General features: G+C 54.4%; 20 protein-coding genes. 10 read left to right on the forward strand and 10 right to left on the reverse strand.

The genetic code is table 11. From position 1 onward, the window contains the following. Positions 1 to 251 precede the first annotated feature (251 nt). The 3 genes from ACSOSI_RS13200 to ACSOSI_RS13210 all read left to right on the forward strand — a co-directional run bounded on the left by ACSOSI_RS13200 (position 252) and on the right by ACSOSI_RS13210 (position 3,223). Positions 252 to 1,205 (forward strand): LysR family transcriptional regulator, encoded by a 954-nt coding sequence (locus tag ACSOSI_RS13200; RefSeq protein WP_112349852.1) that lies wholly within the window; start codon positions 252 to 254, stop codon positions 1,203 to 1,205. A 41-nt stretch (positions 1,206 to 1,246) separates the two neighbouring features. Further along, on the forward strand, positions 1,247 to 1,486 hold the full coding sequence (locus tag ACSOSI_RS13205; RefSeq protein WP_112349853.1) for a biofilm development regulator YmgB/AriR family protein: 240 nt from the start codon (positions 1,247 to 1,249) through the stop codon (positions 1,484 to 1,486). A 234-nt stretch (positions 1,487 to 1,720) separates the two neighbouring features. Next, a complete protein-coding gene (locus ACSOSI_RS13210; protein ID WP_476705579.1) occupies positions 1,721 to 3,223 on the forward strand; it encodes a serralysin family metalloprotease in 1,503 nt (500 codons plus the stop codon). An 87-nt stretch (positions 3,224 to 3,310) separates the two neighbouring features. Here ACSOSI_RS13210 and ACSOSI_RS13215 read toward each other — a convergent pair whose 3' ends face one another. Beyond that, on the reverse strand, positions 3,311 to 4,768 hold the full coding sequence (locus ACSOSI_RS13215) for an amino acid permease (protein WP_476705580.1): 1,458 nt from the start codon (positions 4,766 to 4,768) through the stop codon (positions 3,311 to 3,313). A 619-nt stretch (positions 4,769 to 5,387) separates the two neighbouring features. Between ACSOSI_RS13215 and ACSOSI_RS13220 the strand changes: the two genes are divergently transcribed. Then, a complete protein-coding gene (locus ACSOSI_RS13220; protein ID WP_476705581.1) occupies positions 5,388 to 6,662 on the forward strand; it encodes a Glu/Leu/Phe/Val family dehydrogenase in 1,275 nt (424 codons plus the stop codon). Positions 6,663 to 6,718: 56 nt separating this feature from the next. Here the strand turns inward: ACSOSI_RS13220 and ACSOSI_RS13225 are convergent, their stop codons facing one another. Next, the gene (locus tag ACSOSI_RS13225) at positions 6,719 to 8,257 is read right to left on the reverse strand and encodes a long-chain-fatty-acid--CoA ligase (protein ID WP_476705582.1); all 1,539 of its coding nucleotides are present in this window, start codon (positions 8,255 to 8,257) and stop codon (positions 6,719 to 6,721) included. Positions 8,258 to 8,472: 215 nt separating this feature from the next. On the opposite strand from ACSOSI_RS13225, the gene ACSOSI_RS13230 reads away from it, so the two are divergent. Then, positions 8,473 to 9,042: a DJ-1/PfpI family protein gene (locus tag ACSOSI_RS13230; protein WP_012145203.1), complete on the forward strand. Its 570-nt coding sequence runs from the start codon at positions 8,473 to 8,475 to the stop codon at positions 9,040 to 9,042. Between the two features lie 85 nt (positions 9,043 to 9,127). On the opposite strand, the gene ACSOSI_RS13235 is transcribed toward ACSOSI_RS13230, so the two are convergent. The 5 genes from ACSOSI_RS13235 to ACSOSI_RS13255 form a co-directional block, all read right to left on the reverse strand. Then, complete coding sequence (locus ACSOSI_RS13235; protein WP_112364402.1) at positions 9,128 to 9,505, reverse strand: DUF1493 family protein; 378 nt, start codon at positions 9,503 to 9,505, stop codon at positions 9,128 to 9,130. Between the two features lie 182 nt (positions 9,506 to 9,687). Next, positions 9,688 to 11,142: an efflux transporter outer membrane subunit gene (locus ACSOSI_RS13240; RefSeq protein ID WP_476705583.1), complete on the reverse strand. Its 1,455-nt coding sequence runs from the start codon at positions 11,140 to 11,142 to the stop codon at positions 9,688 to 9,690. Position 11,143: 1 nt separating this feature from the next. Continuing rightward, positions 11,144 to 14,299 carry an efflux RND transporter permease subunit gene (locus ACSOSI_RS13245; protein WP_476705584.1) on the reverse strand — a complete coding sequence of 1,052 codons (3,156 nt, stop codon included), beginning with the start codon at positions 14,297 to 14,299 and terminating at the stop codon, positions 11,144 to 11,146. 2 nt (positions 14,300 to 14,301) lie between these two features. Beyond that, positions 14,302 to 15,462 (reverse strand): efflux RND transporter periplasmic adaptor subunit, encoded by a 1,161-nt coding sequence (locus ACSOSI_RS13250; protein ID WP_476705585.1) that lies wholly within the window; start codon positions 15,460 to 15,462, stop codon positions 14,302 to 14,304. A 148-nt stretch (positions 15,463 to 15,610) separates the two neighbouring features. Continuing rightward, a complete protein-coding gene (locus tag ACSOSI_RS13255; protein WP_126501695.1) occupies positions 15,611 to 17,125 on the reverse strand; it encodes an MDR family MFS transporter in 1,515 nt (504 codons plus the stop codon). Between the two features lie 43 nt (positions 17,126 to 17,168). Between ACSOSI_RS13255 and ACSOSI_RS13260 the strand changes: the two genes are divergently transcribed. Next, positions 17,169 to 17,864, forward strand: coding sequence for a TetR/AcrR family transcriptional regulator (locus ACSOSI_RS13260; protein WP_476705586.1), 696 nt, complete (start codon positions 17,169 to 17,171; stop codon positions 17,862 to 17,864). A gap of 36 nt (positions 17,865 to 17,900) precedes the next feature. On the opposite strand, the gene ACSOSI_RS13265 is transcribed toward ACSOSI_RS13260, so the two are convergent. After that, positions 17,901 to 19,028, reverse strand: a complete 1,128-nt coding sequence (locus ACSOSI_RS13265; protein WP_476705587.1) for an agmatine deiminase family protein — start codon at positions 19,026 to 19,028, stop codon at positions 17,901 to 17,903. A gap of 148 nt (positions 19,029 to 19,176) precedes the next feature. Between ACSOSI_RS13265 and ACSOSI_RS13270 the strand changes: the two genes are divergently transcribed. Together ACSOSI_RS13270 and ggt are read left to right on the forward strand one after the other, a co-directional pair. After that, on the forward strand, positions 19,177 to 20,040 hold the full coding sequence (locus ACSOSI_RS13270) for a LysR family transcriptional regulator (RefSeq protein ID WP_476705588.1): 864 nt from the start codon (positions 19,177 to 19,179) through the stop codon (positions 20,038 to 20,040). 152 nt (positions 20,041 to 20,192) lie between these two features. After that, entirely contained in the window at positions 20,193 to 21,866 is a 1,674-nt protein-coding gene (gene ggt / locus ACSOSI_RS13275; protein ID WP_476705589.1) for a gamma-glutamyltransferase, read from the forward strand. 47 nt (positions 21,867 to 21,913) lie between these two features. On the opposite strand, the gene ACSOSI_RS13280 is transcribed toward ggt, so the two are convergent. Further along, positions 21,914 to 23,857, reverse strand: a complete 1,944-nt coding sequence (locus ACSOSI_RS13280) for a DUF3857 domain-containing protein (RefSeq protein ID WP_476705590.1) — start codon at positions 23,855 to 23,857, stop codon at positions 21,914 to 21,916. A 174-nt stretch (positions 23,858 to 24,031) separates the two neighbouring features. Here ACSOSI_RS13280 and ACSOSI_RS13285 point away from each other — a divergent pair, with 174 nt between their 5' ends. Then, complete coding sequence (locus ACSOSI_RS13285) at positions 24,032 to 24,589, forward strand: GNAT family N-acetyltransferase (RefSeq protein ID WP_476705591.1); 558 nt, start codon at positions 24,032 to 24,034, stop codon at positions 24,587 to 24,589. A 10-nt stretch (positions 24,590 to 24,599) separates the two neighbouring features. Here the strand turns inward: ACSOSI_RS13285 and ACSOSI_RS13290 are convergent, their stop codons facing one another. Beyond that, a complete protein-coding gene (locus ACSOSI_RS13290; RefSeq protein WP_017892889.1) occupies positions 24,600 to 25,169 on the reverse strand; it encodes a helix-turn-helix domain-containing protein in 570 nt (189 codons plus the stop codon). A gap of 129 nt (positions 25,170 to 25,298) precedes the next feature. Here ACSOSI_RS13290 and ACSOSI_RS13295 point away from each other — a divergent pair, with 129 nt between their 5' ends. Then, positions 25,299 to 26,204 (forward strand): DMT family transporter, encoded by a 906-nt coding sequence (locus tag ACSOSI_RS13295; protein WP_476705592.1) that lies wholly within the window; start codon positions 25,299 to 25,301, stop codon positions 26,202 to 26,204. Positions 26,205 to 26,329: the final 125 nt, after the last annotated feature.

Here is a 26,329-nt window from a genome sequence, read left to right on the forward strand (position 1 = left end):
AACTTATTTTTTAGTTATATAATTATTCGCATTAATTATATCAATATAAAACAAGCCACAAGCTTAACTTGAGAATATTTCATCAATAAAGTCCTAATGTATACTGGATTTATTTCGGGTAAAATGTGAAAACAGTCTTCACTTTAATTACCGTGGTTTTTTTACTTGTTTAAATAGGTTCTGTCATATTTTTGGCATTGAAATAATGTTGCCGCCCTTGATATCCGTATGTTTTATATGAGAATAGTTGCATGTCGGTGCTTAAAACCCTGCCCAAACAGATATCTTTATGGGATTTGAATTTGTTCTTTCTGGTGGGCAAATTGCTCAGTTTCAACCGGGCAGCACAGGAGTTAGGGATCACCCCCGGATACGTAACAAAGTGTATCCACTCTCTTGAAAAAGCCCTGGATACCAAGCTATTCGTTCGAACTACCCGACAGGTGATGCTGAGTAAAAGCGGCGAGTTCTTTTTTATCAAAGTTAAAGATATTCTGGGTGACGTTGAGGATGCCATCCTGGGCGTTAATGCCTTACAGGACGTCACCAGCGGCAATGTGCGGATAAGCTGCAATACCTATTTTGGGCAGCATCATCTTGCACCGGTATTGTCTTTAATGGAGCGACAGAACCCCGGCTTCAACATCTGGCTGGATCTCAACAATCAACAGAACGACCTGATTGCTGACGACATTGATATCGATATCCGCATTGGCAGCGTAAAAGAGCCACATCTGGTGGCTTATAAAATAGCCACCAGTTTTCGGGTACTGTGCGCCTCACCGCTTTATCTCAAACGGCATGGCACCCCGCTAGAGCTAGACGAACTCAGAGACCACAACTGCATACTGTATCGCCCACGCGAAGAAAGCATGGGGCTATGGCGGCTCACCGATAGCCGCAGCGCCACGGAAAGCAAAGTCAAGGTTAAGGGGACGCTGTCCACCAGCCACAGTGACGTAGTCAAAACCTGGACCGTCAAAAACCATGGCATTGCCCTGCTGCCAATTTGGGGCATTGCACCAGAATTGGCGTCGGGTGTTTTGGTTAGGGTATTGCCGCAGTATCAGCAATCTGCCGATATTATCGCGGTGATAAAGAACCAGGAGAAAAAGACCCATCTCATTCGCACCAGCGTTGATTTTATCAAAACTCACTTACAGGCCAGTCTACCATCGGTGAATTCGCTGCATGAGCAAAAATAGAAACACCGTATCGCTAGCACATTAATATCAAGGTTTAATCAATGAAAAGAGAGATAGATTTAAAATTCTATGGTCTTATTGGTAATGAAGAGGAAATCCACCTCGAGATCTATGAGATATTGGGGAAATGCCTTACCCATATCGCATCAGCAAAAAAAACCGTCAGCAGGGCTGGCATTCTGGCCCATTTGGTAAATGAAATAGAAGCTCAATCCTGTGATTACACCCGTAAGCTTTATCGCGTAGCCATTGAAATGGTTGGCGTGAGAAAACCAGAATAATCCGCACAGACCGGATATTGATTGCCAGAGGGTACCAGTTGGATTTAAAACACTCCTTCCTGTTGGGAATTTCACTGTTTCATTTACACAACCCTGGTCTATGACTAGATTCTTCTGGTCGTTAAAATAAAAACACGGGTTTAATTAGTTTCATCATTATCGATGCCACGGGATTAACAGGTTTTAACACGCATACATCAACAACGGACTAACCTACCTCGAGGGCATTAACCGATGAGTAATGAAAACTATATTTATAACCAGTATGATAAATCTGTCCTGACGGACAGTGACAACCCTGGTGTTTATAAAAATATTGATCTGTTCTGGCATTATCAAGAACGTGGAAATTATACGTTGAACGGCCGTCCTTCAGACACCGCATGGACCGCCGGTGTCAACCTCGCTCGTAACCAGCAAAGCTGGAATGGCACAGGTGACAATGCGAATGGTAAAGGCGCCACGATTACTTACGCCTTCCCGACCTGGCAGGAACATCAGAAAAATGGCTTGGGCGACGGAGGTTTAACCGGGCTGGACGCCACGCAGAAAGCCTATGCAAAAGCGTCATTACAAGCCTGGGCTGACGTCGCCAATCTGACGTTTAAAGAATTGCCTGCCAACCAAAGCCAGAATGCGCAAATTAAATTCGGCAATTTCACGCTGGTTAAAGATGATGACAGCAACTACGCCATTTTGCCCCACACCCTGGATGAGGAGAGTGGAAAACCGATCGTTGACAGTTGGGGACATGATACGTCTGGTCAGGTGTGGTTTCTTGATCTCCCAGAAAACCGCGATCCTTCCTCTGTTGGCGGTTATGGTGCGCAGGTCTTCACTCATGAAATTGGCCATGCCCTGGGGCTTGATCACCCTGGAACCTATAATGGTGATGGGGCAACCTATCAAAAAGACGCCAAGTATGTGGAAGATACCAACCAGTTTTCCATCATGAGCTATTTTTCAGAGCTCAGTCCCGCCAGTAACCCGGCGATTGGCGACTTCCACGGGGATTTCGCTTCAGGTCCCCTGATGGATGACATTGCCGGCATACAATACCTGTACGGTGCCAACACCCATGCGTTCTCCGGCAACACCGTCTATGGCTTTAACTCAAATACTCAGCGTGACTATCTCTCCACCGACAGTAACGACAATAAAGTGATTTTCTCCGCCTGGGATACCGGCGGCAACGACACCTTTGATTTCTCCGGTTACACCGCCGCCCAGCGTATCAACCTCAATCAGGGATCGTTCTCCGATGTCGGTGGCCTGAAAGGCAACGTGTCTATTACCCAGGGAACCAACATCGAGAACGCCATAGGCGGCAGCGGCAACGATATTCTGGTCGGTAATGCGTTAAATAACCTATTGAAAGGCGGTGCCGGAAACGATTTTATCTTTGGCGGCGCCGGTGCGGACACTTTATGGGGTGGTGCGGGTAAAGATACCTTCGCTTTCGCCGCAGCATCTGACTCGAAAGCAAAGGCACCGGACACGATTAAGGACTTCACAACCGGCGTCGACAAAATTGATCTGAGCGCTTTTGCCGCCGATATCCAGTTCGTCGGTGCCTTTAGTGGCAACAGCAACGAAGCGACCATAACCAACAGCGGCAGCAACAGCATTCTGAAGCTGGATCTGCAAGGCCATGACACCGGCAATACCGCCTGGCAGCCTGATTTTCTGGTGAACATCGTCGGCCATGCCAACGCCAGCACGGACTTTATCGTTTAAACCTGTTCTCTAGGCATAGGCGGGTTCACCCCCGCTTTTTGGCGAGGGCTTCTTAGGGGGCGCCCTCGCCTTTTTTTATCGCTGAACCTACTCAGCCTCTTGACCAGCCTGGTAATACACATAGCCTTCCCGGGCCAGGCTATTTTTGATTCTGAAGCGCCAAACTAACGCCAGGGCGATAAACCACAGCGGCATACTGCACAGCGCTATCAGCGTATCCCGGTCAAATACCATCAGCACCAGCGTGAAGGCGAAAAACGCCAACGTCAGCCAGGTCATGATCACCCCACCCGGCATCTTGAAGGTAGAACGCTCATGCAGTTCGGGCCGTTGCTTACGATAAACCAGATAGGCCACCAGGATCATGCCCCAGCTGTAAACCACCAGTATCGCCGCCACGGTAGAAACAATGGTAAACAGCGTCATCACGTTCGGCATCAGGATCAACAGCATGGTGCCCACCACCATACAGAAGCAGGAGAACATCAGGCTGCGGATTGGAATAGCGGTGGTACGTGACAGTATTTTGAACTGCCCGTGCGCGTGTTTCTCCATCGACAGGCCATACAGCATGCGGGTGCTGGAATAAACCCCGCTGTTGGCCGAAGACATGGCCGAGGTCAAGGCGACAAAGTTAATCACCGCGGCTGCCGCAGGTAAACCAGCCTGGTCAAACAGCATAACGAACGGGCTGCTGTCCGGCGAAACGTGGCTCCATGAGGTCACGGCGATAATCGCCAGCATCGAAAACACATAGAAAATGATGATGCGCACCGGGATCACGTTGATCGCCTTGGGCAGTACTTTCTGCGGATCCTTGGTCTCGGCCGACATGGTGCCCAACAGCTCAATGCCGGTACAGGAGAATATGGCAATCTGGAAGCCGGCAAAAAAGCCGAATATGCCGTGTGGCATAAAGATATTGGGGTCGGTGATATTACTCACCGAGGCTTTAACCCCATCCGGCGAGGTCCAGCCAATAAATACCATCCAGGCACCGGTCAGGATCAGCGCGATAATGGCAATCACTTTAATGATGGCAAACCAAAACTCGGCTTCACCAAACATCTTCACCGACAGCATATTGAACAGGCACAGTAGCCCCAGTGTCAGCAAGGCCGGCAGCCAGGGCGAAACTTCCGGGTACCAGTACTGCACGTAACCCCCGCAGACCACCACATCGGCAATGCAGGTCACCACCCAACTCAGCCAGTAAGACCAACCGAGAAAAAAACTGGCTTTGGGCCCCAGGTATTCAGAGACGAAATCGGCAAATGAGCGATAGTCGAGCTTGGTCAGCAATAATTCGCCCATCGCCCGCATCACCATAAACATAAAGAAACCGACAATGACGTAGGTCAAAACAATGGAAGTGCCGGAAAGCGCGATGGTTTTGCCCGAGCCCATAAACAACCCGGTGCCAATGGCACCGCCGATGGAAATAAGCTGAATATGGCGTTCGCTCAGACCTCGTTGCAATGTTTGGGCGCAGTCGTGCCCCTCGGTTGAAAGGGTATTCAACCGATGTTGCTTACTTTTTGTCATGGTGTTACCTGTCCGTCATTAAGGCGATTAAGCAGCTTTTACCGCTGCAGCAGGAGTGAAACGCCGTTGGCGTTCTACCGGCAAAAAAGAAATTCAGGCCAAACGCTGCCTGCCCTTTTGTTAAAGGGAAGTAAATATCTGTACGACTCAGAAAACGACTGTTCGAACCGAGTGCCAGCCCACATTTAGCATGCGAAGCATGAGCATGGAGGATAAATGGCTTTATATCAGTGGGTTATTATCATTCCTGTTCAAGAAAAACATGCGGCCAACACAGATTTAACATGAATTTAACTCTGGCGTCAGGAAACGGCATTGTCAACACGACACTTAAATAAAATGAAACTTTTTGATCACATTCAAGGTTCTGAAAAATAGATAAAAACGCGTTTTATGCACTTTTTATGCATAAAGTATGCGTGGTCAGCTAACCTCTCCTGAAAAAGTAATTAACTATTCATTTTTGCACCGAAAAACCCGCTGGAAACCGCCCCGCAGCCCATCAAGGGGGGGCTAACAAGCCGCGCTTTTAATGGTAAATTTGGCGTCGCAAAAGTGTTATGCACTTGGTAAACCACGGTTAAACAAAATAAACACCTCTATATAAAAAAGGTTGGTTATGGAAAAGCTATCCTACGCTTCAGAAAGCAGCACAACGGCCTGGGCCACCTATCTGCAACAAATCGACCGCGTTGCACCTTACCTGGGTGATCTGTCGCGTTGGGTTGATACCCTGCGTCACCCGAAGCGTGCGCTGATCGTTGATATCCCACTGCAGATGGACGACGGTTCAATCCGCCATTTCGAAGGCTTCCGCGTTCAGCACAACCTGTCGCGCGGCCCGGGTAAAGGCGGCATCCGTTATCACCCGGACGTTGATCTCGATGAAGTCATGGCGCTGTCAGCCTGGATGACCATCAAATGTGCGGCAGTCAACCTGCCCTACGGTGGCGCCAAGGGGGGGATCCGCGTCGATCCTTTCAAACTGTCTGAAGGCGAGCTGGAAAGATTGACCCGTCGCTACACCAGCGAAATCGGTTTTATCATCGGGCCACAGAAAGATATCCCGGCACCGGACGTCGGCACCAACTCCAAAGTCATGGCCTGGATGATGGATACCTACTCCATGAACCACGGCACTACCATCACCGGCGTGGTTACCGGCAAACCTATTCACCTGGGCGGCTCTCTGGGTCGTGAGAAAGCCACCGGTCGCGGTGTATTCGTTACCGGCTGTGAAGTGGCGAAACGTCTGGGCGTGCAAATCGAAGGTGCCAAGGTTGCGGTTCAGGGCTTTGGTAACGTGGGTAGCGAAGCCGCCCGCCTGTTTGTCGGTATCGGCGCGCGTGTAGTGGTGATTCAGGACCACTCCGCTACCCTGTTCAACGCCAACGGCATCGATTTGACTGCACTGACCGAATGGCAGGCCAAGAACAAGCAAATCGCCGGCTTCCCTGGCACCAGCGAAATCGAAAGCGAAGCTTTCTGGTCCGTAGACATGGATATCCTGATCCCAGCCGCACTGGAAGGTCAGATTACCCGTCAACGTGCAGAAATCCTCAGCGCCAAACTGGTTCTGGAAGGCGCTAACGGCCCAACCTACCCAGATGCGGACGACGTGCTGCGTTCACGCAACATCACCGTGGTACCTGACGTTATCTGTAACGCCGGCGGCGTAACGGTCAGCTACTTCGAATGGGTGCAGGACATGGCCAGCTACTTCTGGAGCGAAAGCGAAATCAACGAGCGTATGGACAAGATCATGACCGACGCCATGATTCACGTTTGGAACAAGTCCGAAGAGAAAGAGTGCAGCCTGCGCACAGCGGCTTATATCGTCGCCTGTGAGCGTATCCTGACCGCACGTAAAGAGCGTGGCATTTACCCAGGTTAATGCGTTATCTCTCCCGGCTTGCTCTGCAGGCCGGGATTATTTCAAAGCGATCCCCTTCAACGCAGCAATCGTTTCATCACCTTGCCGGTACTGGTCATCGGTAACCGTTCGACAAACTCAACGACGCGTGGGTATTTAAACGCCGCCAGCCGTTCTTTGGTCCAGGCGATCAGCTGTTCTTCACTCACCGGTTCGTCCAAATCCTTCAGCACCACCACCGCTTTAATCTCTTCGCCGAGTGACGGATGTGGTACGCCAATCACGGCTACCAATGACACGGCCGGATGGCGGATCATCAGTTCCTCGACTTCTCGCGGGTAGACGTTAAATCCGCCGCGAATAATCACATCTTTCGACCGGTCGACGATAAAATAGAAGCCATCGGCATCACGGCGTGCCAGGTCACCGGTTCTGAACCAGCCCTTTTCCAGCACCTCGGCCGTGGCTTCCGGGCGGTTAAGGTAGCCCTTCATCACGTTGTGGCCACGCACTGCAATCTCGCCAACCTGATCTATCTCCGTCAATGTTTTGCCGGTGACATCAACCAGACGAACTTCAATCCCCCAAATCGGCTGGCCAATAGAACCCACTTTATTGATCCGCCCCGGATGGTTAAAGGTCGCTACCGGGCTGGTTTCCGATAAGCCGTAGCCTTCCAGAATATTCACCCCGAAACGCTGGGCAAAATCTTCAATAATTTGCACCGGCAAACTGGCACCGCCGGAGACCGCCATGCGCAGGTTTTTACGTAACAGGGCAAGATCCGCCGTATCATCCAGCGCGTTCAGTAATGCCCAGTACATGGTGGGGACACCGGCAAAAAAGGTGATAGCGTGCTTTTGCATCAGCGCAATGGCCTGCTTCGCATCGAAACGCGGCACCATGACCAACGTCGCCGCCAGGGCAAAACCGGCGTTCATCTGCACGGTGGAACCAAAGGTATGGAATAACGGCAACGTCACCAAATGGCGATCGGGATTTTCTAACGAACTATTGAACAACTGTACCGAACCCAGTGCATTCAGCACCAGATTGGAATGGGTCAGCTCCGCCCCCTTGGCACGGCCGGTGGTGCCGCTGGTGTAGAGGATCACGGCGGTGTCGGATTCCACCGTGCTGACGCTGTCAAAATCGGTGGACTGGCTGCCGATCGCCTGACTGAAACGGTCACCCGCCAGCGGCAGGCTATCGCCGATAACAATAAAATCACGGCAATGTTCTGCGGTTTCAAACGCGCGTCGAGCTTCTTCCCCCAACGTTAATCCATTGCCGCCCTCAAAGCAGAAGAACATTACCGCCTGGCAATCCTGCAGGTAATATTCAAACTCCCCCGCTTTTAACAAGGTGTTCAAAGGGACGACCACCGCACCGGCTTTGAGGATGCCATAGTAAATAGCGGGAAACTCCCAACTGTTCGGGCAAGCCAGCGCCACCCTTTCACCGGGCTGCACTCCCCGGGCAATCAGCAAATTAGCGATCTGATTGGCCCTTTGATTCAACGTGGCGTAGCTAAACTGAATATCCTCCTGCACCAACGCCAGCCGATCCGGAAACGAACGCGCACTCTCTTCAAGCAATGTAGCCAAATTTAGCATGAGGTTTTCTCGAAAGCAGAGACCGGGCATGCCCGGTGAGTCATCGACTGAGATACTGCGCGACCTCGCTGAGGTTGCTCTCCCTGAACAGCCTGCGGCGAAAAAAAACCACGGCAGTAATCAGTATAGACGAGGTCATACCAGTGTAAAGGTTCGCGCTCCGCTGCCTGATAGGCTATATGTTAGGGATCATTTCCCCTCCCGGAGAGCCCCTGATGAGCAAGAAAAAGATCCTGATGCTGGTTGGCGATTACGCCGAAGATTATGAAACCATGGTGCCATTTCAGGCGTTACAAATGATAGGTCATCAGGTGGATGCCGTGTGCCCCGATAAGGCCATAGGCGACTACATCATGACGGCGATCCATGATTTTGACGGTGCGCAAACCTACAGTGAGAAACCGGGTCATCGTTTCACCCTGAACGCCGATTTTTCGGTAGCCAGAGAAGCAGACTACGACGCCCTGTTGATCCCCGGCGGCCGAGCGCCAGAGTATCTGCGACTGAACCCGCAGGTCATCAAGCTGGTGCAGGCCTTTGACGCCGCACGCAAGCCCATTGCCGCCGTTTGCCATGGTCCGCAGCTGCTGGCCGCCGCCGGCGTGTTGAAAGGCAGAACCTGTAGCGCCTACCCGGCCTGCGCGCCAGAAGTGCAGTTGGCTGGCGGACACTTTGCCGACATCGGCATCGATCAGGCCCATGTTGATGGCAACCTGGTGACTGCCCCGGCCTGGCCGGCACATCCACAATGGTTGGCGAAATTTGCCGAACTGCTGGCGGAATAACGCAATGAAAAGGCCCGCAATCCAGCGCGGGCCAATATTTTACTTTGACTGTTCGTGGGTTAATTATTCCGCCAACAATTCGGGGTTACTTTAATTGTTCAATCAGAAAGTGAATGTCATAGAGCCAACGTTTTGCCCGGGCGGATCGCACCAGCATATAAACATACAAGGGTCGGATCCTTTCCATCTCAAGATCCCAATGATTACCACGTCGGGATGATGAGGAAAATAATGACACTGATTTAGACTCCTGACGAAAATACAGCTCATGGTTGTAATTACTGCTGTCTATTCGGAAGGCGTCGAAGTAGCCATGCATCAGCGTCTCCGACATAGGTAAAGACAGGTTTAGCTCTTTGTTTATTTCGGTATTGAGAGTCACGTCTATGCCTCTTTTGAGCAGGCCCGGCGTGTTATAACGATCGACCACTGAAATCACCTGCTGCTGAATATCACTTTCCATTTCAACCTCAAACTATTTGGCCGCGAGAATGATGCGATAATATTCAGACCTTTCTTAAGGTAGCGAGTTCTGCATGACAAAGTGATTTTCCTTTTCTTTACACTTTCACCACAGAGTGAATATAAAAATACGCAGAATGTTGTCGGCATCCTGCGTATTAGCATGGTTGCTTGCAGTAAATCTTATTGGGTCAGGGAGACATTATTGGCAATAACGCCATCGCCCTGCTTCTCTGCGCTAATACCCCCGCCCAGCACTTTATACAGCGTGATCAGGTTTTGGTATTCGGTTTGCTGGGTGGAAATCAACGACTGACGGGCGCTATACAAGGTACGCTGCGCGTCAAGCATCGTCAGATAGGTATCCACCCCGTGGCGATAACGCAGCTCTGCCAGGCGATAATATTCCTGTGAAGCCGCCACATAGCCGGTTTGCGCCGCTAACTGTTCCTGAATAGTGCCCTTACGCGCCAGGGCATCGGCGGTCTCCTGGAATGCCGTCTGCACCGCTTTCTCGTAGGTGGCAACGTACAGGTCTTTCTGCGCCCTGGTGTAATTCAACTGGGCGGTGTTATAGCCACCGGTGAAGATCGGCAGGCTGATACTCGGTGCAAATGACCAGACGCCAGCCCCCTTGCTGAACAGTGATGACAATTCCCTGCTGCCTATACCGCCACTGGCCGTCAGACTGATAGACGGGAAAAACGCCGCGCGAGCGGAACCGATATTGGCGTTGGCCGCCTTCAGGTTATGCTCAGCCTCCAGCACGTCCGGACGGTTCAGCAGCACCTGGGATGACAGATTCGCCGGAATATCTTTCATTATGCCGGACAATGCTGCGATATCCGTCGGCAACAGGTTCTCAGGTACACTTTGCCCCACTACCAGATCCAGCGCATTTTTCGCCTGTGCGGCGCTGGTGGTGTAGCTGGCCACGTCCGAGCGAGCCTGCTGATACACCGTGTCCGCCGTAGCAACATCAACCATCGACAGAATGCCGTTTTGCTGGTTTTTGCGCGTCACGGCCAGTGACAATTTGGCGCTTTCCATGGTGCCCCTGGCCGCATTCAGGTTGCTGCGTTCGGCGGCCACGTTCACCCAGTCGGTGACGATATCGGCGATCAACGTCAGGCGAGTACTTTTGGCCGCCTCCGATTCTGCCAGATAGGTTTCAAAGGTCGATCGTGACAGGCTACGGTTCTTGCCGAACAAATCCAGCTCAAATGCACTGGTGCCGGCCGTGGCTTCGTAGCTCTGGCTAATCGCGGTGGCGTTACCGTTACCGGTTAGTGCCCGCCCACGGCTGCCGTCCATACCGGCGTTAATGGTCGGGAACAAATCGGAGCGCTGCTCGCCGTAGAGCGCCCGCGCCGATTCAATATTGGCAATGGCTTCACGCAGATCTCGACTGCTGCTCAGCCCCATCTCTACCACCTGCCGCAGTTTGGCGTCGACCACATAGTCACGCCACGGAATGTCCGGGTAGCTCAGTGATAATTTACCGGAAGGCGCAGTATAAGCCGCCCCCTGTGGCATGGTGGTCGGTACCGGTGCCGGTGGGCGCTGGTAGTTCGGATCCAGCGAGATACACCCCGCCAGTAACAGCGGAAATGTCAGAGTGATTAAACGTTGCAACACATTATTCTCCTGCCTGTGGCGCAGTGTTTTCTAACGGTTTGGCGACGACGGTTTTGCGTGAAAACATCCGGCGCACCAAGACGTAGAACAACGGAACAAAGAAGATCGCCAGTAACGTTGCCGTGATGGTGCCGCCAATGATCCCGGTACCGATGGCGATACGGCTGTTGGCCCCGGCACCGCTGGACACCGCAAGAGGCAACACGCCGGCGCTAAACGCCAGGGAGGTCATCAGAATCGGGCGCAAACGCATGCGGGATGCCTCGACCGCCGCGGCGATCAAGGTTTCGCCCCGCAGGTATTTCTCTTCGGCGAATTCGACGATCAAAATGGCGTTCTTGGCCGACAGCCCAATGATGGTCAACAGCGCCACCTGGAAGTAAATATCGTTTTCCAGCCCACGCAGAGTGATCGCCAACAGCGACCCGACCACGCCCATCGGCACCACCATCATCACCGCGAACGGAATTGACCAGCTCTCATACAGTGCGGCCAGGCACAGGAACACCACCACCAGTGAAATGGCATACAGGGACCCAGCCTGTCCGCTGCTCAAGCGTTCCTGATAAGACAGACCGCTCCAGGAAAAGCTGCTGGCGGAAGAGAACTTCGCCGCCAGCTTTGCCATCTCATCCATCGCCGTACCGGAACTAGTTCCGGGCGCGCCTTCACCGGTGATCTCAAACGACGACAGACCGTTGTAGCGCGACAGGTTTTCCGGCCCGTAAATCCAATGGGAAGAGGCAAAGGCCGAGAACGGCGTCATGCTGGTGGTACCGCTGCTGGAAGTCCCACGGACAAACCATTTGTCGAGATCCTCCGGTTTTGAACGGTACTCGACGTCACCCTGCATATAGACTTTTTTCACCCGGTTGCGGTCGATAAAGTCGTTGATATAGGTGCTGCCGAAGGCGCTGGTAAGCGTGCTGCTGACGTCGCTATTACTCAGCCCCAACGCCTGCAATTTGTCATTGTCGATCTCCACCTGCAGCTGTGGGGTATCCGGCAGAGTGTTAGCGCGAACCGCGCTCAGGCTGGAATTTTTCGCCGCCGCCGCAATTATCTGGTCACGCATCACCTGCAACTCTGCACGGGTCGTTGCGCCTTTGGCCTGCAATTCGAAGGTGAAACCGTCAGACTGGCCAAAACCGTCAATCGCCGGAGGGCTCATCGAGAACACCTGGGCATCGCGGATCTTGGCAAAGTGCGCCATCGCACGCTTGGCAATCGCATCAGCGGTATTGGCACTGCCTGAGCGTAAACTCCAGTCTTTCAGGCTGACGAAGGCCATACCGGCGTTTTGTCCACTGCCGCTGAAACCAAAGCCGTTAATGGTGAAAATAGTACTGACGTTGGCCTTCTCATCGTTGAGGAAATAATCTTTTACTTCGTCACTGACCGCCGAGGTACGGGCATTGGTGGCACCGGCAGGCAGCGTATACTGCACCATCACCACCCCCTGATCTTCATTGGGCAGAAAGCCGGTCGGCAAACGCATATACATCACGGCAGCGGCTATCAACAACAGGCCATACAGCAGCAGATAGCGCATTGGGCTGTGGATCACCCTGCCGACCTTATCGGCATATTTCTCCTGCAGGCGGTTATAGCCGCGGTTAAATTTGCCCAGCAGGCCCTTGTTGGTCAGTTCCTCATGCGCAGGTTTCAGCAAGGTGGCGCACAGTGCCGGAGCCAGGGTCAACGCCAGGATCACCGACAACACCATGGAAGCCACAATAGTGACCGAGAACTGGCGGTAGATCACCCCGGTGGAACCGCCGAAAAACGCCATCGGCAGGAAGACCGCCGACAGCACCATGGCAATGCCAACCAGCGCGCCGGTGATTTCCTTCATCGATTTTTCGGTTGCCTCGCGCGGCGGCAGTTTCTCTTCCCGCATCACGCGTTCGACGTTCTCCACCACCACGATGGCGTCATCCACCAAGAGTCCGATAGCCAGCACCATGCCAAACAGCGTCAGGGTGTTGATTGAATAGCCGAAGGCGGCGAGTACACCGAAGGTGCCCAACAGCACCACCGGCACGGTAATGGTCGGGATCAGCGTGGTACGCAAGTTCTGCAGGAAGACAAACATCACGATCACCACCAACACCACCGCCTCGATCAGGGTTTTCACCACCTCTTCGATCGAGATATTAATAAAGTCGGTGCTGTCTTTCGGATAGGCCACCTTGTAGCCATGCGGCATTGAGGTTTGGTATTCCGCCACCTTGGCCTTGACCAGTTTGGCGGTATTGAGCGCATTGGCCCCGGCGGCCAGCTTGACGGCAATCCCTGAGGCCGGGTGGCCATTCAAGCGGGCACTGGAGGAGTAATCCTCGTTGCCCAGTTCAACCCGTGCCACATCGCCCAGGCGCACCAACGCCCCGCTGCTGTCGCTTTTCAGGATAATATTGCGGAACTGCTCCGGCGTTTGCAGCCGCGACTGCGCCTTCACCGTGGCGGTCAGTTGCTGATCGGCACCGGAAGGCAAATCGCCGACCTTACCGGCAGAAACCTGGGTGTTTTGCGCCTCAATCGCCGTTTCCACATCGGACGGCATCAGCGAAAAAGACGCCAGTTTGGTCGGGTTAAGCCAGATGCGCATCGCGTATTCTGACCCGAATACCTGCACATCACCGACGCCGTCTATGCGCGACAGCGGATCCTGAATGTTGCTCACCAGATAGTCGGAAATATCCGCCATGCTGGCCTTGTCGGTTTCATCATACAGCCCGACGATCAGCAAAAAACTGCTCTGGGATTTCTTGACCGTGACCCCTTGAGCGGTCACCTCGCCCGGCAGACGGCTTTCCGCCTGCTGCACCTTGTTTTGCACCTGCACCTGAGCGATATCCGGATCCGTGCCCTGATCAAAGGTCACGTTAATGCTCACCGAACCGTCGGAGCTGCTGGTAGCAGAAAAATAAAGCAGTCCGTCCAGGCCGGTAAGCTGCTGCTCAATCACCTGGGTAACGCTGTTTTCCAGAGTTTCCGCATCGGCCCCCGGGTAGGTGGCGGAAATGGAAATCTGCGGTGGGGAGACGTCCGGATATTGCGAGATGGGGAGCGAATTGATCGACATCAGGCCACACAGCATGATGATGATCGCAATCACCCAGGCAAACACCGGCCGCCGAATAAAGAACTGCGCCATGGTTATTGATCCCCGCCGTTAGTCGCAGCCGTATTCGCCTGCTGTTGCACTTCAACGGCCTTGACCTCAACGCCGACGGCCACCTTGCTGGTGCCTTCGACGATCAGTCGGTCGCCTGCATTCAGCCCTTTGCTGACCAGCCAGTTGCTGCCGATAACCTGTCCGGTGGTGACGGTGCGTTGTTCCACTTTGTTTTGCGCGTTAACCACCAACGCGGTCGCCTCGCCCCTGGCATTGCGGGTAATGCCCTGTTGCGGTGCCAAAATGCCTTTGGGATCGACCCCATTGTCCAGGGTGGCATGGACATACATGCCCGGCAGCAATTCGTGCTCGGGGTTAGGGAACACGGCACGCAGCGTGACAGAGCCGGTAGATTCATCCACCGACACTTCTGTCAGTTCCAGCTTGCCGGGGTGGGTATAGGGCGTGCCGTCTTCGAGTTTGATCGCTACCGGCGTGACATCGTCACGTTGCAGTGAAGCCTGCTGCTTGCGCAATTTAAGCAGTTGACTGCTGGACTGGGTGAGATCGACATAGACAGGATCGAGCGCGCGAATGGTTGCCAGTGCATCGGTTTGGCTGGCGGTCACCAGCGCACCCGGCGTGACCGAAGAAATACCAATACGGCCGGAAATCGGTGCGCGTACCTGGGTATAGGCAAGATTGATTTTGGTGGTTTCCAGCGCCGCCTGATACTGCGCAACGGCGGCTACGGCCTCCAGGTAGGTTGCCATCGCATCATCCGCATCCTGTTTGGAGACGCCATTCTCCTTCACCAGTGCGGCGTAGCGCTGCGCCTTCAAACGGCTGGACTTCACCGTGGCCTGGGCGCTTTTCAACTGCGCGGCGGCCTGATCGTAACTGGCCTGGTAGGTCGCGGGATCGATTTGATACAGCACCTGTCCGGCTTTGACCTCCGCCCCTTCGGTAAACAGGCGTGCCTTGATAATGCCTTCCACCTGCGGACGAACATCCGAGGTCATGGTGGCATTGACCCGGCCCGTCAGGTCACTGCTCAGCGTGACCGGCTGGCTGCGCAACGTTGCCACGCCAACCTCAGGCGCGCCGACCGCACCAGCCGGTGTACTGTCGGACTGACCATCACAGGCAGACAACAACAGCGACAGCGACAGGCTAACCAGTAAAACCTTGTTCCTTTGCATCGACTTTTCATCCTATTGAGAACGTTTATTCTCAATATATAGAAAGCGACGTTTTTAGTCTGACAGGGTTCCGTAAGGATTCAGTAAAAGTGCACTGCAAAGCGAGTGGATAGCCGGTACGCACGCATTTCGCGCACCGGCTCTGGGTTTATTTCTTGCGCAGAGGCACGTCTTTCAACAGCCAGGTCAAGGCAAAGGCCAGCGCCATTACTCCCGCCGCAATCTGGTACACCGAGTGGATCGCACCGCCGAAGGCCTGCAGGTAGTCGTTTTGCAGTTGCGCCGGCAAATGGTGCACGGCATCAGCCCCCAGTGAACGCGGCAGCTCTGCGCCCTCCGGCAGCAAGGTGGCCAGGCGGCTGTGCAGCACATTGGTGAAAATTGCGCCAAACACCGCCACGCCGATAGAGCCGCCAATAGAGCGGAACAGCGTGGCGCTGGAGGTCGCTACCCCCATATGCTTTGGCTCTACGCTGTTTTGCGCCGCCAGGATCATCACCTGCATCACCATACCCAGCCCCAACCCCAGCAGGCTGATGTAGAGGTACAGCAAATGCACCGGGGTCGAGTTTTTCAACGTTCCCAGTAACACCATGCCTGCCAAGGCACACAGGGTGCCGATAATCGGGAAAATGCGGTATTTGCCGCGCTTGCTGATCAACCGACCGCTGATGATCGAACTGAGCATAATCCCACCCATCAGCGGCAGCAGCTGCATCCCGGCCTGGGTAGGTGTGGAATCCTTCACTACCTGTAGATACAGCGGCAGAAAAGTCACCGATCCAAACAGTGACATACCAACGATAAAACCTATCAACGCGCAGAGTACAAAGGTGCGATTACGGAACAGGTCGAGCGGAATAATCGGCTCGCTCGCCAGCCGCTCTTCGTAGATAAACCCGCCTATCGACACCAGGCCAAAGGCCAGAATGCACCACAGTTGACCGTCCGACCAGGCCATCACCGTGCCTCCCTGGCTGGTAAACAGGATGATGCAGGTCAGTGCCGCCGCGAGATAACTGGCCCCGAGAAAATCAATCTCATGTTTAACCCGATTGACCTTCGACTGGAACACCGCGCCAATCACCAACAGCGCGAAAATCCCCAGCGGCAGGTTGATATAGAAAATCCAGCGCCAGGAGAAATGCTGCACCAGCAACCCGCCGATCAGCGGGCCGACCACCGTCGCCAGACCAAATACCCCGCCAAACAACCCTTGATAGCGTCCACGATCGGCCGGTGGGATCACATCGCCGACCACCGCCATGGTCACCACCAACAGACCCCCACCGCCCAGCCCTTGCAGCGCACGCATCAGGATAAGTTCCGTCATATTCTGTGCCAACCCACACAGCACCGAACCGAGCAGGAACACCACAATGGCGATCTGCAGCACTATCTTGCGACCGAACAGGTCGCCAAACTTGCCATACAGCGGCACCACGATGGTGGATGCCAACAGATAGGCGGTCACCACCCACGACAGGTTCTCCAGGCCACCAAATTCGCCAACGATGGTCGGTAATGCGGTAGACACAATGGTCTGATCGAGTGCTGCCAGCAGCATAACCAGCAGCAGCGCGGAGAACAGCAAGCGGATCGAGGGTGCCTGTTCAGACGCCCTGCCGCTTTCTTCGTTGCCAGCTACGTTATCAATACCCATTTAGCCGAGCCTGCTTGTAATTAATTAATCGAGTAATTAATATATGGGTTATTCTTTTCTCCGGTCAATGGATCTCACCGCGATGACAGCACAAAACGTTCAAAAACCACGCCGCCCCGGTCGCCCCAGCGGCAGCGCCAATGGCGCAGAAAAACGTGAACATTTACTCGACACGGCGCTAAATATGTTTGCCCGTCAGGGCATTGCCGAAACTTCACTCAACGCCATCGCCCGTGAGGCCGGCGTGACGCCAGCCATGCTGCACTACTACTTTCACAACCGTGAACAGCTGCTGGATGTGTTGATCGACGAACGTTTTATGCCGGTGAGGCTCGCTGCCAGCAGCGTTTTTGACGCCAATACCGACGATCCGGTGGCCGCATTTACCCAATTGGCGCAGCGGTTTATTGATATTTCCAGTGAGCACCCGTGGTTTCCCCCGCTGTGGCTGCGTGAGGTGATGAGTGATAACGGCGTATTGAAGCAGCGCATGAACGAGCGTTTTGGCGACACCCAGCGCAAAAGTGCGCTGCAATCGATCATCCGTTGGCAGGCGGAAGGTAAACTGCATGCCGGACTGGAACCCTCTTTGCTGTTTATCACCCTGTTTGGCATGACATTGTTGCCGTTGGCCACCGCACCCAAATGGCACCGTGATGACAGCAACCCACTGAGCGCCGATGTTATCGCCCGCCACGCCATAACGCTGTTGACCCACGGTCTGGGGCCTCAAGTGTGATTGCAGGGCCAAACCGGCCCTGCACTGTTACCCGACTTAAACCGCCGGCAGTTGATGGGTCACGCAGTGAATGCCCCCGCCGCCTGCGGCAATGGCGTCAATATTCAACTGCACGACTTCACGATCCGGATAAAGCCCGGTTAAGAGCCGCAACGCCTCACCATCCGCATCCGGATCGCCAAATTCGGGAGCGATAACCGCGCCGTTGATCACAAAGTAATTGATATATCCCGCCGCAAAGTCCGGATTACCCTTGCTGAAACGGCTACGGCGCGGTTCCATCGGCGGCGACATGGTATGTATCTGCAACTTGCGGCCATCGGCATCGGTCGCCTGTTTGAGGATCGCCAAATGCGCCTGGGTCACTTTATGGTCGTAAGAGTCGGGATCGGTATCCAGATTGGCCACCACGACTCCCGGACTGGCAAAACGGGCGTAGAAATCGACGTGGGCGTCGGTGATGTCTTTGCCTTTAATCCCCGGCAGCCAGATGATTTTGCGCAGCCCGAGCATCTCTTTCAACTCTTGCTCCACCCGATCACGACTCCAGCCTGGGTTACGGTTCTTGTTGACCCAACTGCTCTCGGTCATGATACCGGTGCCGTGGCCATCCACTTCGATGCCGCCGCCTTCCCCCACCAGTCCGCTGCGCCATATGTTGGCCACACCGTAATGGCTGGCTTCAAACGCCGCCAAACGCGCATCGTAGCGGTGCTGCTGTTTGTTGCCCCAGCCGTTAAAGTTAAAGTCCACCGCCCCCAGTTTGCCCGCCTGATTAACGACAAAATTGGCGCCAATGTCACGCATCCAGATATCATCAAGCTCGGTGACAATAAAGGTCACATTGTGGCTGCCGCATTTTTCTTCCGCCAGACGACGTTCACTCTCACGGCAAAATACGGTTAGCGGTTGATATTGAGCGATCGCCCGAGCGATGCGCCCCAAAGCATCCTGCACACCCGCAGTGTAATCAGCCCAAATAGCCCGTTGCGCACCGAAGGCGATAAAAGCGCGTTGCTGCTCTTCGCCTTCATCCGGCATACGCCAGCCTTCTCCTCGCACGGCTGGCGCGGCATGGGCGGATAACGTCAGCCCCATGGATGCCGTCAGGCTCATGCCGGCAATCAGGGATGCCTGCTTAATAAATTCACGACGCGTTGACATGCTTAGCTCCTGTATTGCCGTCATTTAAATAAGATATTCTATTCAGTGAAAGACGGCGTGATTTCGATGTAATACATGTTAAAGCTTCCAACGCTGCCATAACAAAGGATACATTTAGCAGACACCTGATTAGATAGGCTTATCAATAATGCTAAAGCACTGGCCCCCGATGAACGCGTTACGTGGTTTTGAAGCCGCTGCCCGCCTGGGCAGTTTCCACCAGGCCGCCGATGAGTTGCACCTCACCCAGTCGGCGATCAGTCAGCAAATACGCAGCCTGGAAGCCTATCTGGAACAACCGTTGTTTTTCCGCAGCGGTCGCAGCGTCAGCCTGACCGACGCCGGGCACGATCTCTACAGCACCGCCCAGGTGATGCTGCAACAACTGGCAGTCGGCATCCGCCGTCTGGATCAATACCGCAAACCCAACCAACTGATCGTCAATACCACTCCGGCGTTTGCCCGCCACTGGCTGGTGCCGAACCTGAAGAGTTTTCATCGGCAGCACCCGGATATCGACCTTTGGCTGTTCACCACCATCGCCCCACCGGATATGGCGACGGAAACCGTCGATCTGGCTATCCGTGACGATCTCAGCGCACAAGCCGAATGCAGCCTCCGGGTATTACATCAGGACCGACTCTATCCGGCTGGTCATCCTGACGTACTGAAACTGGAGGCTGAGCAACGAACCACTCTGCACGGCGAACGTGAGATGGACTGGAGCCATTGGGCCGTTCAGGGCGGCGTCAATGTCGGGCAAAGCAGTCACGGGCTGAATTTTTCAGATCCTGGCCTATTACTGGATGCCGCCTGCGATGGCCTGGGGATCGCGCTGGTCAGCCAATTGCTGGCCCGACAGGCGCAGGCAAAAGGCGTGTTGCAACCCCTGACGGAACAAAGCGTACGCGGACCCCACTGGGCCTGGCTTGTCCACCGCGACAGCGAACAGAGTCCGCATACCCGGCAGTTTTGTGAGTGGTTGCTAACACAGTTGCCGTCCACCGTTTAATGTTCCAGTTCACGGATCCATGCAGCGGATAAAGCATGACGGATTGAGCGATGCTACCTTCAATCAGGCGCCCGAAAACCTGCACAGAATGGCGCTAAGTAATTGTTGAGATTGAAGTCACCTGCCATCGTTCAATTCGAAAAGGAACCGCTATGCATTCTGGCTTATTGAAAACCTTAGCACTCAGCGTGGCACTCGCCACTCTTAGCCCCTCGGTGTTGGCCGCAAATCTGAATGCCGGCGCCGTAGCGGCACCGGATCAATACGGTGCCAAAGTGGCCGCACAAATTTTGCAGGCCGGGGGTAACGCGGTCGATGCGGCAGTCGCCACCGCTTTTACCCTGGCCGTGACCTACCCGGAAGCCGGTAACATTGGCGGCGGCGGCTTTATGACGCTGTACGTCGACGGCAAACCCTATTTCCTCGACTACCGTGAAATCGCCCCCAAAGCCGCTACCAAAACCATGTACCTGAACGAAAAAGGTGAAGTGATTGAAAACCTCAGTTTGGTGGGGACCAAGGCCGCCGGAGTGCCCGGCACGGTGCTGGGGCTGTGGGAGGCACATAAACGCTTTGGTAAATTACCCTGGGCGGAGCTGTTGACCCCGGCCATCGGCTACGCGCAGCAAGGTTTTAAGGTCGCCGATCAGCAATATCAGTACCGTGAAGACGCCAACAAGCTGTTCGCCGGAAAAACCAACTTTGGCGATTACTTTGGCAGTATGAAACCCGGCGCGGTGTTTAAACAACCGGAGCTGGCCAAAACGCTGGAGCGCATCGCCAATAAAGGCGCCGAAGACTTCTATCAGGGGGAAACGGCCAAACTGCTGGTGGCCCAGATGCAGCACGATGGCGGCCTGATTACCCAGGCCGATCTGACTGACTACCGGGTTAAATGGCGTGAACCGATGCAAATCTCCTGGCGCGGCAATACCCTTTACACCGCCCCGCTGCCCAGTTCTGGCGGCATTGCGCTGGCGCAGTTGCTGGGGATCAAAGAAGATCGTGCCGCCGACTTCAAAGGCGTAGAACTTAACTCCGCACGTTATATTCACCTGCTGTCGGAAATAGAGAAACGCGTGTTTGCCGATCGCGCCGATTACCTCGGCGACCCGGACTTTGCCAAGGTCCCTGTGGCTCAACTGGTCGCGCCGGACTACCTGCAAAAACGCGCAGCGGAGATCAACCCCACCGCCATTTCGCCAACCGAAAAAGTACGTCCTGGCTTAGAACCGCACCAGACTACCCATTTCTCGATTGTTGACGCCCAGGGCAATGCGGTCAGCAACACCTATACGCTGAACTGGGACTTTGGCAGCGGCGTGGTGGTGAAAGGGGCCGGCTTCCTGCTGAATGACGAGATGGATGACTTCAGCGCCAAACCGGGCGTAGCCAACGCTTTTGGCGTGGTCGGTAGCAATGCCAATGCCATTGAACCGGGTAAACGCATGCTTTCATCCATGAGCCCGACCATTATCACCCGTGACGGTAACGTCAGCCTGGTGATTGGTACCCCCGGCGGCTCGCGCATTTTCACCTCGATTTTCCAGGTGATCAACAACATCTATGATTACCAACTGCCATTGGACAAAGCCGTGGCCGCCCAACGCGTTCATCACCAACTTCTCCCTAAAGACACCATCTTCTTCGACAGCTTTGCCCCACTGACCGGCAAAGTAGCGGAACAACTGAAAGCCATGGGCTATAAGCTGGAAGATCAGGGCTGGTATATGGGGGATATTCAGGCGATCCGCGTCAACGGCGATACGCCAGAGACGGCGTCCGACCCTCGTGGCCGCGGCGTGGGATTGGTGGTGAAAAAGTAACGATAAAAACCGGGCGGCTTCACAGTAAGCCCGCCCGGTTGGCTTTATTACCTCGCAGCCGTAGCCGCTTTAACGGCCCCTTGAGTCAATTCACCATAAACCACCTGCCCACGGAAACCGCGACGTACCTGCTGGAACAGTTCGCGGAATGCCGGGTAATCCTGCGGCTGACAGAGGGCATCCTTGCCGCGAACGGCATTCATCTGCAACCGATGGTTAACCACCACCTGCCGTCCCTCCAGCTGCCATGTCACCCGGTATTCACCGGCGGCATTATTGAACTGCTGGTTCTTTGGAACCGCAATGATCGGCACGCCGGTGGGCAAACTCAGACGATAGGTCTCATCATAGCGTTGTGCGGTGCAATAGAACGGCGTTTCGTTGGTCGGTGCCGACGTCGTCGAGTAAAGCGTACGGAAAGATTTTCCACCGGGCGGCGTTGGCACCGTCATCCCGCCTACCACGCCAAAATCGACATAGTCCTCGGCCTTGAAACGATAGCTGTAACCAAACTGCTTTTTGAGATCGAGTGGATCGCCATGCAGTGCAATTTCCCCACGGCCATCAATACCGGAAGACGCCATAATGGTTTCTTCCACCCGTGCCTGGTTTTGCTGGTTAAGTTGGGAAAAATAGCCCCTCAGGTCAATCTCATCCACCTCACCCAGTTTGCGCTCCGTCTGCCCACGCATATTGCCCGCTTTATCGAAGACAAAGTCCACGCTGAGTGACGTGTTATTACACAGTTCATCATTGTCTGGGGTGCGTGCCAATTTCGCTTCGCGCGTGATCAATACCGGTGCCCCGAGATCGGCCCCCGGCAGTTGACCAAAACGAGCCCAGGGATTGGTGGAATCCAGATACAGATTGAATTCCGGCACGTAGGTAATCGCGTGGTTGAAGCGCCCCAACAGCGGCACCGTTGGTAAAGTTGGCCCTTCATCCATGCCGATCAGCACCGGCGAACTGACGATGCCCTTGGCGGCCAACAACGCCTCCAGCAGCACCACGTGATCCTTGCAGTCCCCGTAATGGTTATCGAGGATACTCTGCGCCGAATTGGGCTCCAGCCCACCGTTGCCCAAATACACGGCAACGTAGCGAATATTCTGTGCCACCCAGCGGTAGATCGCCGCCGTCTGTTCACGACGATCGCTGATACCGCTGGTAATTTTGTCCGCCAGGGCTTGCACTGCCGGGGTGACTTTCGCCGCCTGGCTGGCTTTCAACTGGTAGGCTTTGGCCAACTGCGGCCATTCGCGGTAGGTGCTGGCCATGATGGTTGGGCTGAACGTCCAGCTGTTCGCCGACCAGTTCTGGGCCTTTAGCGGATCGCTGCGCTGATAACGCCAGCGCCAGTGTGCCTGGCCATCGCGCACCTGCGGCGCATTGCCACCTTCCACGCCACGGGTAAACACATGCATCGGCAAATCTGCCGGCGCGAGCAGGTTAACTTCCGCGTCATCAAATTGATCGAATACGCTGAAGGTTTCCCACAGGCCAAAGTAATCAGGGAAATACGGCGTGTTTTGCGTGCGACGCAGTTCATACACCACGCGCGAACCCGGTGCCAGGTTGGAGAAGACGATAACCCGCACCTTGCGATCGGCATACAAGGGCGCCGAGGCGCTGGAATAACTTTCCTGGGTATAGATACGATCGGGCGCCACATCATGGCGCTGGCCATCGGCGGTCAACGTATAAGCGGAGAGCACCTCCAGCGTTTCCATTTTCTCGCTGTAACTCAGGCGGATTTGGCTGAATTTTTCGACCGCGGCTTTGGTTTTGAGCAGGACTTCGTAGCTCTCGGTTTTCACATTGCTGGCATTGGCTCGCACTTGATAATCGGCGCGGTAACGCACAAAGCTAAAATCATTACGGGCAGCGTTTTCCTGTGCGGTAGCCGTCGGGGCCTCTGCAGCCAGCAGCGTTGCCGGTTGCGCCGCAGTCAGACCGGCAAGCAAAAGTATCGAGGGAACAACAATTTTCATCTTCAGTCCTTGAAGGTTGTTAAACCATGACGGTGGCCTTAATCAGGCGCGGCACAATAGTATAAATGAGAAGCGTTTTCAATAAAATACCGATTCGCCTGACAGGATCCGAGGTATCATTCGGGGCAGCAAGTTTCAAAGTACAAAGGCCACGTTTTAAAAGGAAGGCAATTTATGGAAAATATCATTATCGAAAAAGCGAAAAAAACCGATGCGGCAGAAATTGTAAGGCTCATCTCCCTGGCAGATAAAGATGCCGTATTGGCTCTTTCCGGTAAGGATGATATTAACGATGCCCTCCACCAGTACGAAATAAATTTCAGTCGTGATGATATCTACTTCAGTTACAGAAACATCTTTGTCGCCAGAAGCCACAGCGGGATCCTGGGTTGTATCCTTTACTTTCGCGGTGAAGATGAATCCGGTTTTCAGTCCATCACCGAACATCTGCCCGATATGGAAAATGAGTCTGAACCGGATGAAATCTATATTGATTCTCTGGCGGTGTTACCGGAATGCCGGGGTAAGGGCATAGCCAAACGTTTGGTTAATCAGGTGACGCTTGAGGCCAAAAAACAGGGTTTCCAAAAGGTCGGTTTGCTGGCCGACAAGAATAAACCCTATTTGGGCAGAATGTATCAAACGCTGGGGTTCAACGTGACGGCGGAGGTCAATCTACTCAACGACCATTATCAGAAGATGACCTTTTACACAGCCCCCCTGCCTGAGTGACCCAATGGGACTAGCCTTGCTCTATCAGCATCACCGCCGTGGTATCCGCTGCCAGGGCTTCGAAAATGTGCTCCCGATCGGCGGAGTAGCTGATGTAATCCCCCGGACTCAACTCCACCGCCTGGTCCTTCGGCCCGACTAGCGCCCTGCCACTACTGATAATCACGTGCTCAATGGTACCCGGCATATGCGGGCGCGAAATGCGTGCCTCGCCCGGTTGCACGCTCAGGCGGTAAATATCGCGCTGCGCGCCTGGCGGACAGGTTGCCAACAAGGTCGCGGCGTAATTGGCCTGTTCGGAAACGGTGGTCACCCCTTCATTAGCGCGGATCACCTGAACGTGCTGACGCGGCTGGGAGATTAACCGGCTGACCGGCACATCCAGCGCCATCGCCAATGCCCACAGCGTTTCCAGACTGGGATTGCCGTTGCCGGTTTCCAGCTGTGAAAGCGTCGATTTTGCTATACCCGCCCGCCGGGCCAACTCGGTAACCGACAGCCCCAGCCGCTCGCGTTCGCGGCGAATAGCGCTAGAAAGCAGGCCAATAGGAGTGAGGTTACTGTCGGTATTAGCGCTCATTGTTCACCATATCATCCATTTGTTCGACTTGACGAACGGTTGCGAGCTGTTCATCATAATGTTCAGTTGTTCATTTTAATGGTAACTGCCGATGTCGGCAAGCACTGAGCGCAAACGGGGAGAAGGTGAATGAAGGTGAAAACCAGCGGCGTATGGCAGATGACGCTCGCCATGATGATTTCCGGCACCGTAGGCTGGCCGGTGGTGATGCTGGGGCAACCGGCTACCACGGTGGTCTTCTGGCGTTGTGCCTTTGGCGCGCTGGCGATGCTGGTTGCCTGCGCCCTGCTCGGCCTGCTGAAAAAGGGCCGGTTAACCCGGCGACAGGCCGCGATTGCGGTACTGGGTGGGATCGCGCTGGTGTTGAACTGGACGCTGTTATTTGCTGCCTATTCCTACGCCTCGATTGCCGTGGCAACGGTCACTTACCACGTGCAACCCTTTATGTTGGTCGGGCTGGGGCTGTTGTTTTTTGGTGAAAAACTGACCGCAAACAAAATCGGCTGGCTGCTGCTGGCCTTTGGCGGCATGTTGCTGATTATTATCGGCAAACATGAAGGCGCTGCTTCCGGATCCCATTACTTTACCGGTGTGATGCTGGCGCTGGGTGCGGCTTTTATGTATGCGGTCGCGGCAGCGATTGTCAAACAGTTGAAAGGGGTGCCACCGCATCTGATCGTGTTGATTCAGCTCACCGTTGGCGTGGTGCTGTTGGCCCCCTTCGCCGGGCTGGCCGCTCTGCCATCAACGGCAAATGCCTGGCTGCTGCTGGCAACCCTGGGCCTGGTGCATACCGGGTTGATGTCTTCGCTGTTGTACAGCGCGATCCAGAAAATCCCGACCAGCCTGGTGGGTGCCTTGTCGTTTATCTATCCGTTGGTGGCGATTATCGTCGACTGGGCGGTGTTCGGCCACCGCCTGAGCCTGATGCAACTGTTGGGCGCTGCGGCCATCTTGCTGGCGGCGGCGGGCATGAATTTTGGTTGGCGGCTGATGCGGGCGAAGAAAAAGCCCTGTCTGGCGGACGAGAGTTAACCTGCCTTAAACCGAATTTATCACCGATAAACCCAGGCACGGTTATCCCAAAAATATCAAAAGCTCAGCAAAATAAGGTATTCGCCCCATTCAGCAATAGCTGTTATTTATTAAGACAGACATGG

The sequence above is a fragment of the Serratia sp. AR11 genome (assembly GCF_056376275.1).

Bases quoted from the DNA above. Each gene is read 5' to 3' on its own strand.
- ACSOSI_RS13290 (WP_017892889.1), bottom strand. From the start codon at position 25,169: ATGAGCGCTAATACCGACAGTAACCTCACTCCTATTGGCCTGCTTTCT.
- ACSOSI_RS13250 (WP_476705585.1), bottom strand. From the start codon at position 15,462: ATGCAAAGGAACAAGGTTTTACTGGTTAGCCTGTCGCTGTCGCTGTTG.
- ACSOSI_RS13210 (WP_476705579.1), top strand. From the start codon at position 1,721: ATGAGTAATGAAAACTATATTTATAACCAGTATGATAAATCTGTCCTG.
- ACSOSI_RS13295 (WP_476705592.1), top strand. From the start codon at position 25,299: ATGAAGGTGAAAACCAGCGGCGTATGGCAGATGACGCTCGCCATGATG.
- ACSOSI_RS13270 (WP_476705588.1), top strand. From the start codon at position 19,177: ATGCTAAAGCACTGGCCCCCGATGAACGCGTTACGTGGTTTTGAAGCC.
- ACSOSI_RS13265 (WP_476705587.1), bottom strand. From the start codon at position 19,028: ATGTCAACGCGTCGTGAATTTATTAAGCAGGCATCCCTGATTGCCGGC.
- ACSOSI_RS13220 (WP_476705581.1), top strand. From the start codon at position 5,388: ATGGAAAAGCTATCCTACGCTTCAGAAAGCAGCACAACGGCCTGGGCC.
- ACSOSI_RS13285 (WP_476705591.1), top strand. From the start codon at position 24,032: ATGGAAAATATCATTATCGAAAAAGCGAAAAAAACCGATGCGGCAGAA.
- ACSOSI_RS13260 (WP_476705586.1), top strand. From the start codon at position 17,169: ATGGGTTATTCTTTTCTCCGGTCAATGGATCTCACCGCGATGACAGCA.
- ACSOSI_RS13235 (WP_112364402.1), bottom strand. From the start codon at position 9,505: ATGGAAAGTGATATTCAGCAGCAGGTGATTTCAGTGGTCGATCGTTAT.
- ACSOSI_RS13230 (WP_012145203.1), top strand. From the start codon at position 8,473: ATGAGCAAGAAAAAGATCCTGATGCTGGTTGGCGATTACGCCGAAGAT.
- ACSOSI_RS13200 (WP_112349852.1), top strand. From the start codon at position 252: ATGTCGGTGCTTAAAACCCTGCCCAAACAGATATCTTTATGGGATTTG.
- ACSOSI_RS13245 (WP_476705584.1), bottom strand. From the start codon at position 14,299: ATGGCGCAGTTCTTTATTCGGCGGCCGGTGTTTGCCTGGGTGATTGCG.
- ACSOSI_RS13255 (WP_126501695.1), bottom strand. From the start codon at position 17,125: ATGGGTATTGATAACGTAGCTGGCAACGAAGAAAGCGGCAGGGCGTCT.
- ACSOSI_RS13225 (WP_476705582.1), bottom strand. From the start codon at position 8,257: ATGCTAAATTTGGCTACATTGCTTGAAGAGAGTGCGCGTTCGTTTCCG.
- ACSOSI_RS13215 (WP_476705580.1), bottom strand. From the start codon at position 4,768: ATGACAAAAAGTAAGCAACATCGGTTGAATACCCTTTCAACCGAGGGG.
- ACSOSI_RS13280 (WP_476705590.1), bottom strand. From the start codon at position 23,857: ATGAAAATTGTTGTTCCCTCGATACTTTTGCTTGCCGGTCTGACTGCG.
- ACSOSI_RS13205 (WP_112349853.1), top strand. From the start codon at position 1,247: ATGAAAAGAGAGATAGATTTAAAATTCTATGGTCTTATTGGTAATGAA.
- ggt (WP_476705589.1), top strand. From the start codon at position 20,193: ATGCATTCTGGCTTATTGAAAACCTTAGCACTCAGCGTGGCACTCGCC.